This window comes from Atopobiaceae bacterium, assembly GCA_022483015.1.
GTDB lineage: Bacteria > Actinomycetota > Coriobacteriia > Coriobacteriales > Atopobiaceae > JALCUE01.
Genome location: JAKVOB010000001.1, coordinates 2,091,231 through 2,110,677 on the forward strand (window position 1 = coordinate 2,091,231; position 19,447 = coordinate 2,110,677).

The 19,447-nt window shown below is 66.7% G+C and carries 12 protein-coding genes; 6 read left to right on the plus strand and 6 right to left on the minus strand.

Annotated elements, in window-relative coordinates:
- Positions 1 to 48 precede the first annotated feature (48 nt).
- From LKE50_09040 to LKE50_09050, 3 genes are all read left to right on the plus strand, one after another.
- Complete coding sequence (locus LKE50_09040; protein MCH3968733.1) at positions 49 to 4,257, plus strand: isopeptide-forming domain-containing fimbrial protein; 4,209 nt, start codon at positions 49 to 51, stop codon at positions 4,255 to 4,257.
- Positions 4,254 to 5,063 carry a hypothetical protein gene (locus LKE50_09045; GenBank protein ID MCH3968734.1) on the plus strand — a complete coding sequence of 270 codons (810 nt, stop codon included), beginning with the start codon at positions 4,254 to 4,256 and terminating at the stop codon, positions 5,061 to 5,063. Before LKE50_09040 ends, LKE50_09045 begins: the two co-directional genes overlap by 4 nt.
- A 172-nt stretch (positions 5,064 to 5,235) precedes the next feature.
- Positions 5,236 to 6,777: an L-lactate permease gene (locus LKE50_09050; GenBank protein ID MCH3968735.1), complete on the plus strand. Its 1,542-nt coding sequence runs from the start codon at positions 5,236 to 5,238 to the stop codon at positions 6,775 to 6,777.
- 212 nt (positions 6,778 to 6,989) lie between these two features.
- Here the strand turns inward: LKE50_09050 and LKE50_09055 are convergent, their stop codons facing one another.
- Complete coding sequence (locus tag LKE50_09055; GenBank protein MCH3968736.1) at positions 6,990 to 7,562, minus strand: manganese efflux pump MntP family protein; 573 nt, start codon at positions 7,560 to 7,562, stop codon at positions 6,990 to 6,992.
- Positions 7,563 to 7,722: 160 nt separating this feature from the next.
- Between LKE50_09055 and LKE50_09060 the strand changes: the two genes are divergently transcribed.
- From LKE50_09060 to LKE50_09070, 3 genes are all read left to right on the plus strand, one after another.
- Positions 7,723 to 8,670, plus strand: a complete 948-nt coding sequence (locus LKE50_09060; protein ID MCH3968737.1) for a zinc dependent phospholipase C family protein — start codon at positions 7,723 to 7,725, stop codon at positions 8,668 to 8,670.
- A 140-nt stretch (positions 8,671 to 8,810) separates the two neighbouring features.
- Complete coding sequence (rlmKL, locus tag LKE50_09065) at positions 8,811 to 11,099, plus strand: bifunctional 23S rRNA (guanine(2069)-N(7))-methyltransferase RlmK/23S rRNA (guanine(2445)-N(2))-methyltransferase RlmL (protein ID MCH3968738.1); 2,289 nt, start codon at positions 8,811 to 8,813, stop codon at positions 11,097 to 11,099.
- 191 nt (positions 11,100 to 11,290) lie between these two features.
- Complete coding sequence (locus LKE50_09070; protein MCH3968739.1) at positions 11,291 to 13,438, plus strand: KUP/HAK/KT family potassium transporter; 2,148 nt, start codon at positions 11,291 to 11,293, stop codon at positions 13,436 to 13,438.
- Between the two features lie 172 nt (positions 13,439 to 13,610).
- Here LKE50_09070 and LKE50_09075 read toward each other — a convergent pair whose 3' ends face one another.
- The 5 genes from LKE50_09075 to LKE50_09095 all read right to left on the minus strand — a co-directional run bounded on the left by LKE50_09075 (position 13,611) and on the right by LKE50_09095 (position 19,427).
- A complete protein-coding gene (locus tag LKE50_09075; protein MCH3968740.1) occupies positions 13,611 to 15,506 on the minus strand; it encodes a DUF4012 domain-containing protein in 1,896 nt (631 codons plus the stop codon).
- Positions 15,507 to 15,577: 71 nt separating this feature from the next.
- Positions 15,578 to 16,336, minus strand: a complete 759-nt coding sequence (locus tag LKE50_09080; GenBank protein ID MCH3968741.1) for a phosphoesterase — start codon at positions 16,334 to 16,336, stop codon at positions 15,578 to 15,580.
- Between the two features lie 8 nt (positions 16,337 to 16,344).
- On the minus strand, positions 16,345 to 17,328 hold the full coding sequence (locus tag LKE50_09085; protein MCH3968742.1) for a CpsD/CapB family tyrosine-protein kinase: 984 nt from the start codon (positions 17,326 to 17,328) through the stop codon (positions 16,345 to 16,347).
- Between the two features lie 2 nt (positions 17,329 to 17,330).
- Positions 17,331 to 17,990, minus strand: coding sequence for a Wzz/FepE/Etk N-terminal domain-containing protein (locus LKE50_09090; GenBank protein MCH3968743.1), 660 nt, complete (start codon positions 17,988 to 17,990; stop codon positions 17,331 to 17,333).
- Positions 17,991 to 18,152: 162 nt separating this feature from the next.
- On the minus strand, positions 18,153 to 19,427 hold the full coding sequence (locus LKE50_09095; protein MCH3968744.1) for a hypothetical protein: 1,275 nt from the start codon (positions 19,425 to 19,427) through the stop codon (positions 18,153 to 18,155).
- Positions 19,428 to 19,447 lie beyond the last annotated feature (20 nt).

Below are 19,447 nucleotides of genomic sequence, written 5' to 3' on the forward strand. Positions count from 1 at the left end.
GGGCGCCCCAGGGGGCTGACGTGCCCCTCCCAGACGGAAGGAGCGGACATGGAACGACACGCCCACATCGCGGCGGAGGCAGGCGGACGCCGGGCCGAAGGCACGTCGCACGACGGGAGGGGCCTCGGCCATGGCGTCCGAGGCCCGAGGACGCCGCTGCTTGCCCTGATGCTCCTCGTGGTCCTGGTCGGCCTCGCCAGCCATGCGACCCCGTCGCACGCCAAGGTCAACCCCTACCAGGACGTCACGGTCGACCAGAGCTGGATGGGCCAGTCCTCTGGGCTCTCGTTCGACCAGAACGCCGCCAGGCTCGACGAGTCACGGTCGTGGGCGAGCTTCCCCAATGCCGACGAGGAGCTCCACATCGGCAGGGACATATGGGGCGGCGAGGCAGAGGGGCAGTACACGGTCAGGCTCCCCGTCCCGCTGGGTCGCCGCAACGACCCGACCACGGTCACCTCGAACGCCATCGGCCAGCACATGCTCGACGGCGGCGAGATCATGGTCGTCTATGCGCTCGAGGGCACCACCTACCACGGCCATCCCATAGACATGACGGTGCACGTCACCAACCTGAGGGACTGCTACTACCTGCAGCGGAGCAACAACAACCCGTACCTGTTCAACAAGGCGGCCGTGGTCTGGGACGACCCCGACCACGGCATCGGCTACGTCTTCTCCTTCACGCCGTTCTCCACCTCGAGCTCCCGCCTGGAAGGAATCCAGTCAGCCGACATCGAGGTCACCTTCGCCTACTCCGACGGCCATAGCGACACCGCGTCTGACGGCTCCGTCGTCCCCGACCACATGGTCGACATGGACGACGCGGACCACCTCTGGTGCACTGCGGGCCAGCTCGACCAGGACTACCTCGGCGTCGAGGGCGTCCAGATTCTCGACAACGCCTGGCAGGGGTACTTCTCGACCACCACGTCCATGCTGAGGGGAGACGTCACGAGCGCCTCCGGCTACCAGCTCAACACCGCACGTGACCTTCGTGACGACGGCCGCACCTGGTCGCCGACGCTGCTCGGCGCCCCCTACTCCGACACCCCGGCGACGCCCACCTACTACGGGACCACGCCCGACATGCGCATCCAGCCGGCCGACCGAGGCGTGCTCGACGGCTACATAGGTGACACGAGCAGGGTCGAGGGTGCGCCCTTCGAGAGCTACCGCAGGGCGATGGTCGCCGCGGGCTATTCCACGTGGATCGACGCGGGCGTGTCCTGGAGCACCGAGCCAGGCTCCTGGGCACGGACCAAGTTCACGGTCCTGGACCAGGTCGGGTCGATCGGCTGGCCCATGAGCTTCGCCCCCATCACGGCCGAGGAGCCGACCGCCCCCACCAAGACCGTCGACAAGGACGAGGCATGGCAGGGAGACGTCCTCACGTACGAGGTCACGCAGAGGATCAACCAGGCCGGCGTCGACTGCGCGAACAACTACCACTACACCTCCTGGGTCTTCTCGGACACGCTCCCCGTCGGGGCGACGCCCACGGCCCTCAGGGTCGAGTGGGAGGACGCAGAGGGCACGCGCCATGATGCCACGGCCGAGCAGGGCACCACCAGCATCGAAGGCCAGACCGTGACCTACACCTTCGACGCGGCCGCCCTGGGCAGGATGGTCCTCAACGGGAGCGACTACCACTTCGTCATCTCGGCCGTCGTAGACGCCAGCACCCCCGGGGGAAGCGTGCTCACCAACACGGCGAGCAACACGTTCAACTCCCGCTACACCATCGAGACGAACCCCGTCTCGACCACCGTCATCCCCACCTATGGCGTCTCGGTCACGAAGCGGGACGACGCCGGCGGCACGACGGCGCAGGGGGACGCCACCCTCGAGGGGGTCACGTTCGACGTCATCAACAGCTCGGGCAGGGCGGTCACGACCAGGGGTGGCACCACCTATGCCGACGGGGCCATCATCACCAGCGTCACGACGGATGGGTCGGGCCTGGCCGCGACCGCACCGACGCTCCTCCCGTCAGGCACCTACACGCTCAGGGAGTCGGGGGCCAACCCCTCGCTGCTCGTCGGCAGGGACGTCTCGAGGACGGTCGAGGTCCTACCGGGCACCGCGGACGGCACCGTGGTCGCGGCCGAGGCATCCGTGTGCGACCCCGTGGTCCGCGGTGGCATCTCCGTGCGGAAGGTCGACGTCGAGACGGGCGAGGCCCGGCCGCTCGGGGACGCCACGCTGTCGGGCGCGGAGTTCACGCTCACCAACTCGAGCCAAGGGCCCGTCGTGGTGGATAGCACCACCCATGGGGCGGGCGAGGTCGTCTGCGTCCTCGTCACCGACGAGGACGGCCTCTGCCAGACCGGACCGACGGACCTCCCCTATGGGACCTACACCGTCACGGAGACCAAGGCACCGACCGGCTACGAGCTCGCCCCCACCTGGGAACAGGTCGTCCAGGTGCGGGACCAGGGCGTCGTGGTCCCCTGCCAGGCCGACTGCGCCGACCAGGTCTTCCGCGATGACATGGCCTTCTCGAAGGTCCTCCTGGACAAGGCCGCCGGCACCCAGGAGCCCCTGAGGGGTGGCACCTTCCTGGTGACCAGCAGGACCACCGGCGAGTCGCACGCGATCGTCCTCGACGAGAACGGCACGTACGACTCGAGCGAGCACCCCCACAGCGAACGCACCAATGCCAACGACGACGCCGTGAGCGTGGGCGACGACGGCATCCGACGGGTGGACGAGTCCAAGCTCGACCCAGGCGCGGGGACCTGGTTCTTCGGCCACACCCTCGAAGGCCGTCCCGGAGCAGGCTCCACGCCGGGCGACGAGGTCGGGGCCCTCCCCTACGACACCTACGAGATACGGGAGCTCCGTACCTCCGGCAACGCCGGGTACCAGCTCGTCAGCTTCACGTTCGAGTGCCACAAGGACCGTGCCCTGACCGACCTCGGCACCAAGGTCGACCTCAGGCAGGCCGCACCCGGCAAGGCCTACGACACCAACAACACGCTCGGCGTGGACGACCCCGTGACCGACGCATCGGCCGTGGGCATCGGCGACCGGGTCTGCTACCGGCTCTGCGCCACCAACACCACGGACGAGGCCGCCTCGATGACCTTCACGGACACGCTCTCGAGGGGGCTTGCCTATGACGGGAACGCCGTGGCATACGACGCCGACGGCAAGGAGCGCACCATCGACTCGCTGGATGCCAGCACGCACGACGACGGGACCACGACGCTGACCATCCGCCTCGACGAGGTCGCCGCCAACGGCGTCGCGAGCGTCCACTACACCGCCACCGTCGGTGCCGACGCGACCGACCAGGTCGAAAACGACGCGTCCGTGGGCATAGGGGCCGAGACGGACGTCCGGCTCGACAGGCTCACGAACCCCGTCGCGGCGCCACGGGTGCGCATCGACAAGCACCTCGCCTCCGTCGACCTCGACGGGGGCACCGCCTCCTACGACATCACCGTCACCGCCGAGGGCGCAGACGTCGCGGCCGGCTACCGCGTCGCGGACACGTTCGACAACCTCGAGGTCGCCGGCTTCACGGCCACCGACACGGACGGCACCGACATCACGGCCGACGTCTCCTTGGATGACGGCACCTTCACGATGCCTGGGTTGGCCGCCGACAGCCCTGTGACGCTGCACGTCAGCTTCGCCATCACCGACACGGCCATACGGTTCCAGAACCACGTGCGCCCCAAGGACCCCGACCAGTCCTACGAGCTCGACAAGGTCCGTTGCGACGAGGACGGCACCGCCTTGGCGACCGACCAGGCACCGGCGGCCGTCGGCGACACCGTCCACTACCTCGTGAGCGTCACCAACACGGGCACGGAGGCGCTCCCCTCCCTCACCGTGGAGGACGTGGCCTCGAAGAACATGACGCTCGTCGCGGCCTCGGCAGGCAAGCTCGCGGACGGCGCCCTCACCTGGGACACGGGCGAGCTCGAGCCCGGCGCGACGGCCAGCGTCATCGTGGACGCGACGGTCGACTCGACAGGGGACGGCACCTACACCAACACCGCCAGCACGCCCGACCACGCGGTCGTCGTGACCGACCCGTTGGCAGGACCTACCGCCGACACGTCCCCGACCCCTGGCGATGCGGGGCCCTCCGATGCCCCGGGCGGCGGGACCATGCCAGGAACGGGCCTTGGCACCGCGGCCTATGCGCTCGCGATCGGGGGCGCGGCGGTCATCGGCGCAAGCGTCGTCGGGCTCCTCCGCCACAGGAGGCGGGCGGACGCCCGAGGGCACGAGATCGGATGAGCGCACGCGTCGCCAGAGGGGACCGGAGGGCCGACCACCGCCTCGGCAGGAGACACCCGACCAGGCACGGCAGGCTCGTCACGGCCTGCCTCTGGTCGGGGGTCGCGCTCGGCCTCCTCCTCATAGGCCTCGCGGCCCCGCGCCTCGTGCAGGACGCACGGTCCCGCACGGCCTCCGAGGAGCTCTCGGAGGCGGCGGGGCCCGCCTCCCGGGAGGCCTCCGACCACCAGGGCACGGGACCCGACTGGGCCACGCTGAGGCAGGTCAACCCCGACGTCATCGCATGGATGAGGATAGAGGGGACCACCATCGACCATCCGGTCGTCCGCTCAGAGGCGTCCCGTCCCACGTGGTACCTCTCGCATGCGTTCGACGGGAGCGATGACGTCTGCGGGAGCCCCTACGCCGACGTCGGGTGCGAGGCCGACGACGCGGCCGTCGTCGTCTTCGGGCATAACTGCTGGCCACGGACCGACCTGGTGTTCTCGCCCCTGCGGGACACCTACGAGCAGGGGCGCTTCCTGGGGCTCGGCGAGCTCGGCTGGTGGACGCCCGGCCGTGGCCTCGTCCGTCTCAGGCCGCTTCTCGCCCTGCTGCTGCCCGAAGGGACCCTGACGTCACGCCTCCGACCCGAGGCCCAGACGCCCGCGGGCGTCCGCACGCTCCTTGCGGGGCTGCTCGCAGACGCCACGGCGACCTCGCCCACGGCGGCACAGGACCTCGCGGAGGCACGGCGCTACGTCCTGCTCTCGACCTGCTCGCCCCAGGGCGGCGAGCGCAGCGTCGTCGTCTTCGTGGCCGCATGAGACGATTCGCTTTGCACGAGATGCCACGCATGCAAGGCTTCGTTCGGCAAACGGTAGAATCCGAGACACGAACGGCCTCATACGGGCGTAAAATGCCGTTGGCGCGTAGCGCCACGCGACCGGGCAGGACCCGACCGTGCCGCCGTCTTTCCTAGGAGTCACCGTGTTAGAGATGCTCGGAATGTTCCTGCTCGCGCTTCTGCCCATCGTCTGGCTGGTCATCGCCCTGTGCGTGCTCCACATGGAGGCCTACAAGGCCTGCATTGGTGCCGCGCTCGTCGCGCTCGTCTGCGCCCTGTTCGGCTGGCAGATGACCCCCATCAACGCCGCGACCGCCGCGCTCGAGGGCTTCGAGATGGCCCTCTGGCCCATCGGCATCGTCATCATCGCCGCCGTCTTCACCTACAACCTCACGGTCCACACCGGTGCCATGGACACCATCAAGCAGATGATCGTGTCGGTGAGCTCGGACAAGCGCGTCCTGGTGCTGCTCATCGGCTGGTGCTTCGGTGGCTTCCTCGAGGGCATGGCCGGCTTCGGCACCGCCGTCGCCATCCCCGCGAGCATGCTCGTGGGCCTTGGCTTCAACCCCGTGAACGCCATCCTCGTGTGCCTGCTGGCCAACGGCACGCCCACCATGTTCGGCTCCATCGGCATCCCCACGACCACGCTCGCAGGCATCACGGGGCTCTCGTCGAGCTCGCTTGCCCTCACGCAGTCGCTCCAGGTGCTGCCCTTCGTCATCATCTGCCCGTTCCTCATGGTCATGGTGGTCGGCGGAGGCGTGAAGGGCCTCAAGGGCATGGTCCCCACCATCCTCGTGTCAGGCCTCTCGTTCGCCATCCCCGAGGTCCTCACGGCCGCCTTCATCGGCGCCGACCTCCCCGTCATCGTGGGTTCGGTCTGCTCGCTCGTCTGCACCTTCCTCTTCGCGCTCAAGAACCATGACAAGGCCGTGCCCGAGGAGTACCACATGGAGGCCGTCTCGACCGAGCATGCCCACCTGCATGCCGCCGAGGCCCTGAGGGCCTGGTCGCCGTTCATCCTGATCTTCGTGGTCCTGCTGCTCACGAGCAAGCTCTTCCCGCTCATCCATGACCCTCTGGCGAGCATCGCCAGCAAGGTCAACGTCTATGCGGGTGACCCCAGCACAAGCCTCACCTTCACCTGGATCGACACGCCCGGCGTCCTCATCATGCTGTGCGGCATCGTGGGCGGCTGCATCCAGCACTGCAAGCCTCGCGAGATGCTCCAGGTGCTGGGCCAGACCTGCAAGCAGATGTCCAAGACCATCGTCACCATGCTGGGCGTGCTCGCCTGCGCCAAGATCATGGGCTACTCGGGCATGATCGCGAGCATCGCCACGTTCTTCGTGGGCACGCTCGGCAGCTACTACCCGCTCGTCGCCCCGCTGCTGGGCGCGGTGGGCACCTTCGTGACCGGGTCGGGCACCTCCAGCGAGGTCCTCTTCGGCAACGTGCAGGTGCAGGCCGCCCAGTCCATCGGCGTCGACCCGACCTGGCTCGCCGCCGCCAACTCGCTCGGCACGAGCGCAGGCAAGATGCTCGCGCCGCAGTCCATCGCCATCGGCACCTCCGCCTGCGGGATGAACGGCAAGGACGGCGAGGTCCTGGGGCGCGTCTTCCCGTATGCCGTCGGCTTCGTCGTCGTGATGGCCGTGATCGTGTTCGCCGGTACCGTCCTCGGCCTCTAGGGCCCACGACACATAATCCCATCCCCGTGCGGCGAGACGGGTCAGGTGGCCGGCCAGGAGCATGCTCCTGGCCGGCCCCGTGCATTTCTGGAGGAGTCAGAAGGGGCCGACGTATGAGCTCGGGGCGAGTTCCGCAGTGCTCGGCGCCCTGTGCCGAGCGGGACGAGGACTGCTCGAGCCCAGGGCTCATACGTCAGCCCCAAAGAACAGCCTTACGAGAGAAACGCCTTGAGCCCGATGGCCACGAGCACGACGCCGCCGGCCACCTCGGCACGGTCTCCCAGGAGATGGCCCAGCTTGCGGCCTACGACCAGGGCGACCACACAGCAGGCGGCCGTGGTGAGGGCTATGATCGCGGCCGCAAGGACGATGTCGACCGTCTGCGCACGCAGGCTCACGCCCACAGCGAAGGCGTCGATGGCCGTGGCGACCGCCTGGAACAGGAGTGCGGGTATGGTGAGCCGCGAGGTGACGCAGGAGTCGGCCTGCTCGGCCCTATCGGGATGACGGAGCGCCCCCACGCCCTCGCGGATCATGTTGCCCCCGATGATGCCCAGGATGACGAGCGTCACGATGCCGGCGTACTCCTCGATGAGCTGGGCCGCGAGGCCTCCCAGCACGTAGCCCAGAAGGGGCATGAGGCCCTGGAAGAGGCCGAAGAGGATGGGCATGAGGGCGAGGCGGGCGCGCGTCTCATGGCAGTAGACGAACGTGTTCGAGATCGTGACGGCAAAGGCATCGCAGGCGAGGGCCACGCCCAGCACGACCAGCTCTATGACGCTCAAGGCGCTCCCCCTTCAGTCTTGGCACACGTAGGTTCGCTATCATAGCGCGCATACCCAGCCGATGCCATTTGGTCTAGGCTACGCTACGTATCCCACGGGCGCCCGCTGCCCGTCCGTCACAAGACCCGACGCGGCACTGCCGCTGCACCCAGGAGCATCCATGCCAGCACTCATCACCCATCACCTGTTCGGGGAGCGCGCCGCGCGCACGCTTCCCGACGACGTCCTCTCGACCCAGGAGGACCTTCTCGCCTTCCTTCTCGGGAACCAGGGACCCGACCCCTTCTATGCGCGCTTCTCGGCCACGCCCGAGAAGGTCGAGCAGGCGCACCGGCTCGCCGAGCGCGCACATGGCGAGCGCATGTGCGACGTCTTCGCCAGCCTCGGCGACGGCATAGGCCGCCTGCCCGCCTGCGACACGGACATCGGGCGCGCCTTCGGCCTGGGCATGCTCGCCCACTACGCGCTCGACCGCTCTGCCCATCCCCTGGTCCTCGCCGAGCAGGCCGCCACCATCGCCGCCAACCACGACCTCGACGGTGCGGACGATGCGGTGCACGCCCTCATAGAGAGCGACATCGACGTCTGGATGCTCTGGAGGTGCCGCCACACCACCGTCCTCGAGAACCTCCCCGCCACGTGGCTCTGCCACACCCCGCGCATCGCCCGCGTGGCCGGCGCCCTCACCAGCCAGGTCGCACACACCGTCTGGGGCATGGACCTGGGCGCCGACGAGTACGCCGCCACGCTCGCCAACATGCAGTTCGTCTATCGCGCCATCGAGCCCGCAGGCTCGGTGCGCTCCAGGGCCCTGGGCGGCATCGAGCGCTCCTTCGAGGACCACTCGCTGCTGCAGGCCCTCGCCCACCGCGTGAGCCGATCTGACACCTGCGAGTTCACGAACGACGACCACAGGCGCTGGCAGGACCCCTTCACCGGCGACTGGTCGCGAGGGTCCTTCTCGGATGCCATGGACCAGGCCCTCGACGACTGGAAGGCGCTCGCCCAGGCCTTCCTCGCCCACGACGACCTCTCCGGCCTGGTCGCCCACGTCAACTACCTCGGCATGGCCATCGGCCCTGACGAGCGTTGGGAGCGCCTGGGCTGACCGCCCGGCGCTGACGCCATGGCCTGCGGGCCACAACGTATCTCCGCAGAGGGACACGGACGGGCGCACGAGGCCGTCGACCATCTATACTTGCTGCAAGACCAGCGCTTCGGCGCATGACGGGCGAAAGGTGTCCCGATATGGAATTCTTCGCAACGTGCCCCAAGGGGTTCGAGCAGCTCCTCGCTGCCGAGCTCACCCATCTTGGCATGGACCAGGTCCGCGCCCTCGCAGGCCAGGTCTCGTTCGCAGGCGACGTGGCCGACGCCGAGCGCGCCGTCCTCTGGAGCCGCCTCGCCAGCCGCGTGGTGGCGGTGTTGGCCCGACGCGTCCCCGCACACGACAGCGACGCGCTCTATGAGGGGCTCTCGGCCATCCCCTGGGAGGACCACCTCAGGCCCACCTCCACCCTCGAGATCGACGCCCACGGCACCAACCAGGAGCTCAGGAACACGCGCTTCGTGGCACTCCGCACCAAGGACGCGGTCTCGGACCGGCTCCTCGCCCGCACCGGCGCCCGTCCCGAGACGGACACCCGCAACCCCGACCTCCGCGTGGTCGTGCGCCTGCGCAACGACGCCGCCACCGTGGGCATCGACCTCTCTGGCGACGCGCTCTTCAAGCGTGGCGTCACGAGGCCCACGCGCAGCCTCGCCTGCGCACCCCTACGCGCCGACTACGCCGCGGCACTCCTGGCCGCCGGCGACTGGTTCCGTGACGCCCGCCATGGCTCCCAGGCGCTCATGGCCCTCTACGCAGGCACCGGCACCATCGCCTGCGAGGCCGCCGAGCAGGTCTGCGACCGCGCCCCGGGGCTCCTCCGCACGCGGTGGGGCCACGAGGGCTGGCTCGGCGCCGACCGCAACGCCTGGCAGGCCCTCCTCGACGAGGCGGACAACCGTGCCGAGAATGGCGCCGGGCGCCTCGAGGGCCTCTCGATCCTCGTGGCCGACCCACGCCCCGGCACGGCCGATGCCTGCAGGCAGGCCCTGAGGTCGGCAGGCCTCGCCGTCACGCCCACCATCGTCGAGACGACGCCGGCCGCCTGCAGGGAGGCCCTCGCGCAGGCGGGGACGGCCCTCGTGACGGCCGACCTCTCGTGGTTCAAGCCGGACGACTACGCACAGGAGGCGAGCGTGACCTCGCTCGTCTCGTCCGCCTCGCAGGCCGCATCGCAGGGCTCGCGACTCTGCTCGCTGGGCCGTGCGGGCCTCGCCGCGTCCGCCCTGGGCATCGAGCCCGCCGGCTCGTATGCGGTCATCACGGGCAGCGACGCCGCCGCCATCGACCGCTTCGAGGGACTGCCCACGGCCGCCACCCCCACCATCACGCTGAAGGACGGCACGACCGTGCCGGTGCTCGTGGGTGCCTCCGACCAGTTCGCCGCACGGCTCGCCAAGGTGGCACGCCTCCGCGCCAAGTGGGCACGCCGCGAGGACGTGAGCTGCTACCGCGTCTATGACGCCGACCTGCCCGACTATGCGGTCGCCATCGACCTCTACCAGGGCACGGAGGCCACCCCCGGACGTTGGCTCGTCATCGCCGAGTACGCCGCCCCCAAGGAGATCGACCCCGAGCTCGCCCACCGCCGCCTGCTCGACGTCCTCGCCATCGCGCCGCGCGTCCTCGGCGTCGCCCCCGCAGACGTCTCGCTCAAGGTGCGCGAGCGGGCGCGCGGCGGCTCGCAGTATGCCGACGGCGGGCAGCACGACGCCCGCCCCACGCACGTCGGGCGCGACCACCACCGCGGTTCGCTGCGCCTGGCGCCCGGCTCCCACCTGGTCGACGAGGGCGGCCTCACCTTCGAGGTCGACCTCAGGGGCCGCCTCGACACCGGCCTGTTCCTCGACCACCGCCTGGTGCGCTCCGAGGTCCGCGAGATGGCCAAGCAGACCAAGGGCTCGAAGCGCTTCCTCAACCTCTTCGCCTACACCGGCACCGCCACGGTCTACGCCGCCGACGGCAGCGCCACGCACACCACGACGGTCGACATGTCGGCACCCTACCTGGAGTGGGCACGCCGCAACATGGCGCGCAACGGCTTCACGGGCGAGGACCATGAGTTCGTCCAGGCCGACGTCATCGCCTGGGTCTCCGAGCAGCGCCACACCGCCAACCGCTGGGACCTCATCTTCTGCGACCCGCCGACCTTCTCGAACTCCAGCCGCATGCGCGATGCCTCCTTCGACATCCAGCGCGACCACGCCGAGCTGCTCATCGGCGTGTCCCGCCTGCTCACGCGCAACGGCACCTGCCTCTTCTCGTGCAACCTCAGGGGCTTCGAGCCCGATGTGGAGAAGCTCGGGCGGGCAGGCGTCGGCATAGAGGACGTCACCGCGGGCACCATCCCCGAGGACTTCTCGAGGAACGCCCGCATCCACCATTGCTACCTGGTGCGGCGCATTCCCCCGCGGGTTGTGGCACCATAGGACGATGATGTATTGGGAGGTCGGCACGACCGACCGAGGGGCCCGAGGCCGCAAGCCGGTCTCGGGCAGACACGTTGGGAGCGCTGGTGTCTCTCTTGAGGAGAAAGTCCGCGACGGAAGCGGGTACGGCAGTGGCTGGAGCCACCAAGGGGGCTGACCGCCGCAACGGGGCCATCCCCTTCTCTGTGGGTATGGTCCTCGTGACCTTGGGCGTCGTCTACGGCGACATCGGCACGAGCCCGATGTACGTCATGAAGGCCATCGTCAACGGCAACGGTGGCCTCTCCAGCGTCTCGGAGGACGTCATCCTGGGTGCGCTCTCGCTCATCATCTGGACGCTCACCCTCATCACCACCGTGAAGTACGTGGTCATAGCCATGAAGGCCGACAACCACAACGAGGGTGGCATCTTCGCCCTCTACAGCCTCGTGCGCAAGTGCGGCAAGTGGCTCATCATCCCGGCCATGGTGGGTGGCGCGGCGCTGCTCGCCGACGGCATCCTCACCCCCGCCGTCACCGTGACCACGGCGATCGAGGGCCTGCGCACCACCGACTTCGGGGCCGCCTTCCTGGGCGAGACCCCCACCAAGGTCATCATCATCACCATCGCCATCCTGGCCGTGCTCTTCCTCGTGCAGCGAGCTGGCACGTCGAGCATCGGTCGCGCCTTCGGCCCCATCATGATGCTGTGGTTCCTCTTCCTGGGCGCCACCGGCATCTGGGGCATGAGCGGCAATCTCGGCGTGCTGAGGGCGCTCAACCCCGTGCGCGGCGTGATGTTCCTCTTCAGCCCCACCAACCACGCCGGCCTCATGGTCCTGGGCTACGTCTTCCTCGCCACGACCGGTGCCGAGGCGCTCTACTCCGACATGGGCCACGTGGGCAAGTCGAACATCTACGCCTCCTGGCCCTTCGTCAAGGTCTGCCTCATCCTGAACTACCTCGGCCAGGGCGCCTGGCTCATCGCCAACGCCAACAACGCCACCCTGGACGCCATCCCCGACATGAACCCGTTCTTCCAGATGCTGCCCGAGCAGATGCGTACCTTCGCGGTCATCCTCTCCACCGTGGCGGCCATCATCGCCAGCCAGGCCCTCATCACGGGCTCGTACACGCTCGTCTCTGAGGCCACGCGCCTCGACCTGATGCCCCACCTGCAGATCCACTACCCCTCCGAGACCAAGGGCCAGCTCTACATCCCGCTCGTCAACACCATCATGTGGGTCGGCTGCACGGGCGTGGTGCTGCTCTTCCAGACCTCGAGCCACATGGAGGCCGCCTACGGCCTGGCCATCACGCTCACGATGCTCATGACCACGCTGCTGCTCACGGTCTACCTCGGGCGCGTGCGGCACAACCCGGCCGGGGCCGTCGTGTTCTGCTGCTTCTTCGTCGTGCTCGAGGCCGCGTTCTTCTTCTCGAGCCTCACCAAGTTCGCCCACGGCGGCTACGTCACGATCCTCATGGCGGCCGTGCTCTTCGCCCTCATGGTGATCTGGCGCCGTGGCACCGCCGTCGAGCACACCCAGACGGTGTACCTGCCCGTCGAGCGCTACGTGGACCAGCTCCGCCACCTCCGCGACGACGCGAGCTACCCGCTCCTGGCCGACAACCTCGTCTTCCTCACCAACGACTCCTCGCTCGAGATGCTCGACCGCGACATCCTCTACTCGATCCTCGACAAGCACCCCAAGCGTGCCAAGGCCTACTGGTTCCTGAACGTCACGGTGACCGACGAGCCCTACACGCACTCCTACGTGGTCAACTCGTTCGGGACCGACTTCATCTTCAAGGTCCAGCTCCAGCTGGGCTTCAAGGTGAACCAGCGCGTGAACGCGTACCTGCGCCAGGTCGTGGCCGACCTCATGACCACGAGCGAGCTGGCGCCCCAGCACCACGAGTACTCGATCTACAAGCATCCCGGCAGCGTCGGCGACTTCCGCTTCTGCATGATCCGCAAGGTCCTCGCCCCCGAGACGGACATCACGCACCAGGACCGTGCCGTCATGACGGCCAAGTACTTCATCCGCCGCGTCTGCGGCAGCGCCGCCCAGTGGTACGGCCTCCAGAGCTCGGCCATCATCTTCGAGTACGTGCCCCTCTTCGGGCGCGAGCGCTCGGTGGACCGCCTCGAGCGACTGCCGCTCGCCGGCGTCATCATGGCGCACGACTCTGAGGCCGACGAGGAGGACATCTTCACCGACTCCATGGCAGCGGCCCGTGCCGCCAACGCCGAGGAGACCTACGAGCAGGTCATCGGCGGCGAGGAGACGGGCTCCTTCCCCGCCATGCCCACCGACGACGACTACTCCGACGGCAACGACTCCAACGACGCGTAGGGTCGGCCCCACAGCACAAGCTCACGCAGACGGCCCCCACGCCCGGACGGACGTGGGGGCCGTCCCTTGATGCGACCGGCCACGACCGGGGCACACATACCAGAGGAGGCGCGGCACCCGAGCGGATGCCGCGCCTCCCTCATGACGTTCCTGCAGGAGCGAGCCTAATGCCCTACCAGCCGGCCTCGCAGTCGGGGGTGGTGCGGACGCTCAGGGTCTGCGTGGCCTGCGTCGACGTGGTGACGCTGTAGCTCACCGTGGTCGACTCCCCGCCCTCGGTCTGCACGATGCCCGACCAGACGTCGAATCCCGTGATGGACCCCTCGGCCAGGTTCCACCCGCCGCTCACCTGAACGTCGGTGATGGAGCCACCGGCAGGCGCATAGAGGTACAGGTGTGTGATCATGTCCGTCTTCGAGCGCTTGAGAGGCGAATACCCATAGACATATTCGGGCGCGCTTGCCGCAATGTCCTTCGTGAACGAGTTCGAGAGCGTGGTCGTGACCTTATAGGTGTACGACCCGTCGGCATTGTGCACGGAGGAGCCGACCTTGGTGTCGATGCCCAGGTACCAGCACATCTTGGCCCAGGTGTCGTCGTTCACGTAGACGCCGACCACCGGCGTGGTCTCGTCGGTCGAGAGCGCGCCCGACATGCCCATAGCATCGATCGCGGACTCCTCGGAGGCGTCCCTCATCCAGACCTGCAGACGGTGGTCCGAGGCGGAGTCGCTAATCAGGGAGGCCAGGGAGGTGAGCTTGACCTTGCCGATGTTCGAGAAGAACTGCGAGAACGCCGAGTCGGCGACCGAGGCGAAGTAGGCGTCCTGGTCGGCCACCGGGATGTCCCAGTAGACGGTGGAGAGCAGCACCTTGGCTGCGTTCGTGCCGTCGACCGTGGTGCCGTCAGGGGCGGTGACGCCGCCCACGAGGCCCAGCATGCTCTGGAGGAAGACGGGGTCGATCGCGATGATGCCGTCGACCTGCTGGCCCTTCTCGGTCTGCCAGAACTCGCTCATGATCTCGGCCGAGCGGGGGAAGTCGGGGTTGAAGTTGGCGCTGCCGGGGCTCTGCTGGGTGCCCACGCCGAAGAGGCTGACCTCCTCGTCGGTGAGCGAGGGCTGGTCGGCCGTATCGGGGCGGGCGCCGGCGATGGTCGTGAAGTCGCCCAGGGTGATGTGGCCGTCGGAGACCGTCATCGTCCCCCAGGAGCCGGGGAACCCGCCGGTCGCACGGATCTCGGAGTTACCCTGCGCGATGATGAGGTAGGTACGGTCCTGCCCGTCACCGCCGAGCATCGACGAGAGGTAGGGGGCTATCTGGTTGGCCTTCTCGGCCGCGGAGGAGGCCGTGGAGAAGGCGCTCTTCACCTTCGAGACGATCGAGGTGATCTGCGAGACATGGGTCTCGGGGAGGGCGTCCACCGCAGCCGAGTCACGCGTCAGGACGGGCGAGACGTCGCTCAGCACCGTCGCCAGGCTCTGGAGGGTGGCGACGTCGATGGAGCCATCATCGCCTATGAGCTTCGAGAGTGACAGGCCGGGCAGCTGCTCGGAGACGGGAAGGAGCGCGTTCTGCGCGACGTCGTCGAGGACGTCCACGAGGTCGCAGGTGGCGGACACGTCGGAGCCGTAGACCGGGACGTAGCTGGCGGCCTTCCACAGGGGGCTCGAGGTCTCCTGCTTCATGTCGGCGGCCTTGGTGCTGATGGTATTGGCTGCCGTCGCGGCCGAGGCGGAGTCCCCCGAGACCGCCGCCGTCTCGAACGTGGACAGGTTGCTCATGACCGCCGTGGCATCGGACTTCACCGTGGTGGCGGAGCGATAGAGCAGGTAGCCGCAGGCACCGAGGGCGACCACGAGGGCGACCAGCACGCAGGCCACGACCTTGGCGACCACATGCCTATGCCGACGGCCGTGGTGGTTGGAGCTGTGGCGACGCTGGTGGGACCTCATCGCACGCTTCTGGGAGTTCGACCCGGTGAAGGTGTACGCGTGCCCGTAAGGCACCCAATCAGACCCGTTGGCCGCATGCGACGGTGCCGCAGCGTGACTTCCGTGCTTGCTCATCAAACGCTCCCCTGCTCGTCTGTACCCTACCTGATTGCGATACCAGCATAAGCCACCTGACCACCCCGCGGTCATCGGGCGAAGTGCTTGCCCCTATAACCCGGGGTCTTGCCGTCCCCCTGCACGGGGTCGCCTGACCCGGACGGCCCGGCCGCTGCGTCGAGCCCGGCGAACAGGTCGTCGGGCTCGTCCATGGCTGGCACATGGTAGCGCCTGCAGACCTTCTCGAGATAGTGGTAGTGCCTCACCATGTGCGCATCGCTCGCCACGAAGGTATAGAGCCCCTCGTCGAGCATGGCCTTGGCGGGGGCCTTCTCGCGTCCGAACCGGCCACCGGCGATGAAGTCCGTGGAGGCCTGAAGCCTGCATCCCATGCGCACGAGCTCCCGCGCGACCTCGATGTCATCCTGGACGGCCACATAGCGCTCCGGGTGGGCGATGATCACGTCGTAGCCCATGCCCTGAAGCTCGAAGATGGTGCGCTCGTAGACCTCGAAGCGCGAGGGCGACGCCCCCACCGAGAGCTCGAGCAGGAAGTCGTTGCTGCCGTCCACATGGAGCCGCTCGGCCCATCCCATCCCGAGCTCCATGAGCTTGCGATGGTTTACCTCGAAGCCCATGCGCAGGGGGAACCCTCCCGCCGCCGCCTTGAAGGCGTCGAAGGCGCCCCACATGGCGTCATAGTCGAAGTAGGGGTCGCGGCAGTGCGGCGTGCACACCATGCTCGTGACGCCAGCGGCCTTGGCCGCGTCGAGCATGGCGAGCGAGTCGGCCATGGTGCGGGCGCCGTCGTCGACGCCAGGCAGGATATGGCAGTGGATGTCACGCACGGCTGCCCCTACAGGTCCTCGTCATCCGATGACGAGAGGTAGGGGTTCCTCGCGGAGGGCGCATAGCCGCCCTTCGGCCGGGCGTACGGGGCTGCCAAGGGAGCCGCGGCAGGTTGGGGTGCCGGGTCCTGGGAGGTGCGGACCCGGGGCGTCGAGGCCATCGCGGCCTTGTGCGCCGTGTTGGCCTCGAGCACGTACTCTGCCGTCGAGTCTGCTGCAGGTACCGCGCGACGCGGCGCAGGGGCCGGTCGCGAGTAGCTCCGTGCGGGCTGGGGGGCAGGCTGCTCCTGCGGCATGGCGATGGGCGAGACGTCCCTCTTGGATCCGTCGGAATCGTTGTAGTACTCGTAGTAGTACTCGGAGCCCCTGCTCTCGCAGGCGTTCATGACCACACCGGCGAGGTTGCCGCCAGCCTTCACCAGCTGCTCGGCAGAGGCGGCGATATCAGGCTTCTTGGTATAGTCCTCGCGCACCACCAGGAACGTCGCGTCGCACATGTGCGAGAGCACGGCGGCATCAACGAAGGTGCCTACCGGGGGCGTATCAAAGACCACGTACTCATAGGAGTCCAAGGCCTCCTGGAGGAGCTCCGCGAAGCGCTTGGACGAGAGGATGTCGGGCGGGTTGGGGATGTGAGGCTCGGCGTCGAGGAAGAAGAAGTTCTTCTGCGGCGTCCTCACGACCGCACTCTCCAGGCTGCTCTGGCCCGAGAGCACGGAGTAGATCCCGGACTTGGGGTGCACGCCCATGCTGTTGGCACAGGAACGCCTGCGCATGTCGCCCTCGACCAGCAGGACCGTCTTGCCCGACGTCGCGATGGCCTGGACCAGGTTGACCGTGACGAAGGTCTTGCCCTCGTTGGGAACGGAGCTCGTCATGACGATGGAACGGACCGGCTTGTCGACGCTCATGAAGCGGATGTTGGCCAGGAGGGTCTTGGCTGCGTTCTGGACCTCAAGGGCCTGGTCCTGGGCCTTCTTCATCTTTGCCATGACTATCTCCCATCCACGAGCGGGAAGTGGCCGACCACGGGGACACCGAGGAGCTCCTCGACCTCGTGGCCGCTGCGGGCACGCGTGTCGAGCATGTCGCGGAGCACCACATATGCCACGGCGACGAGCAGGCCGGCGACGAAGCCCACGAGCACGTACATCAGGCGGTTGGGGCCGCTCGCCGAACTGGGAGCCTGGGCCGCATCGATGGTGTTGATGGCCTCGACGCCCATCGCGGACTTCGCGACGTCGGAGGCAGCACTCACGTAGGCATTGGCCACGTCAGCCGCGACCTGGGCGTCAGGGCCCGTGACCGAGAGCGAGACGACGCGCGTGGTGGTGGAGCTCGTGACCGAGAGCGTGTACGAGCTGAGGTTGCTGATGCCCAGCGAATCCGCGACGGCCTTCTTCACGTTGGAGCTCTTGATGATGGTGACCACGTCGTTGCTCAGCATCTGGCTGGCCGAGAGATCGGTGTACGTGCTGTTGGACGAGCTGCTGGACGACGAGGAGTTCGAAAGCACGTACACCGTGGTGGATGCCGTGTACTGGTTGGGCAGAAACACGCTCACGATCCCTACGACCACGGCAGCACCCACCGCAAGGGTCACAATGAAGCTCAGGTGCTTCCGAAGCAGATGGAAGAGCTCTAGAAGGGTCACGCCTAATCCTTTCACAGAGGGCAACAAACGTGAAAATTATAACGCACCTGCACAGCGTCAGGCAGCGCAGCCTTACCAACCAAGCACTGTCAAAGCCCGTTCACTTTCCATTGCTCTAGTCGTTTGCGACGTCTGAAACCGAACGGCACGATTCGAGATTAGTCATACGTCTTCCACATCATCAGCATGCAGCCTATAACTCACCGTAATCATCAAGCATATGGCAAGATAAACTGACATCGGAGCAAAGAATGCCGAGGACGCGAGGCTGGAAATGAACAGGTACGCAAACGTGATCAGCATAGCTAGGAAGGGCCCCACATCGCCGGAAGCATTGCATAGGGACGCCTTCGCATAGATTGCTTTCAGGAGCAGGAAGATCGAGCCCGCATATAGCAAGGTTCCAGCCCATCCGAACTGACCCAGTAAAATCGGCCAGAAGGTATCCGAGATGAAGCTTGAGGACAAAACAGATAGTCCATATACCGTAGATAGGCCCAAGGACTCATACAAAGGCGAATAGAACTCAGCCTGCGCAGTGATCGCAGAACCGTACGTCGCGAACCCGGTGCCTAATGGAAAGTACCTATTTGCCAGCAGCAACCCACCATTCAGGAGCTGATTTCTGGCTTGGGCATCGTTCTCATAATAATTCGTAATCTGGCTCCAGGCGACTACCAGAATCACAAGAACCAGCAAGGCAACGACGAGTTTCCAGGATCTACGAAAACTTGGAATGCCAAGAATGAGAATTGAAGCGAGGATGGCGAATCCTATTGCCTTGGTTCTCAACGTGAGGACCATTGGTAACAGAGCAAGAAGCATCCAAAAGCGATTTCGCCTGTAGCTCGAACATAGTATCGCAATCAGCCCAACCATCAGAAGGTTGACTACCTCAGGATGGCTGAATATGAACTCAAAGCTCTTCAGACCAAAACGAACCTCATTGGTATTCATCCCTATATCGATGGACAAGCTGATGCAGCCACATAAAGCCGCAACAGCAATAATCAGCTTCGCCTCTGCTTGAAGCATGTTCACAAACGCGTCAGTCAGGTGGATGCTACCTAGAATCAGGAACAGGGCCACAACCGTAACAATGAACTTCGAACAAGTAACGACATCTATTGCAATTGCATAGGTCGAAAGCTGAATCTGGTTCACTACTGTTCCGACCAGCCCATCAACGACCAAAAGAGCCAATAGGATGAGAGAGCCCCTTACAGCCGATTCGATACCGCCTCTGTACTTTAAGCAAGCTACCGCGAGAAGGATACAGGCTGCTTCATCAATATACGAAAACGCCCCTCCATAGGCATCCTGGAAATACAACTGGAATGCGAGCAGATTAATAACAATAAGGCAGCCAAGCTCGGAGACCCGCATATTATAGAGTTGAGAGTTGTTGTCGCTTTCGTGTATCGATATTCGAGTCATCACCTATGCCGTGGGCCAAA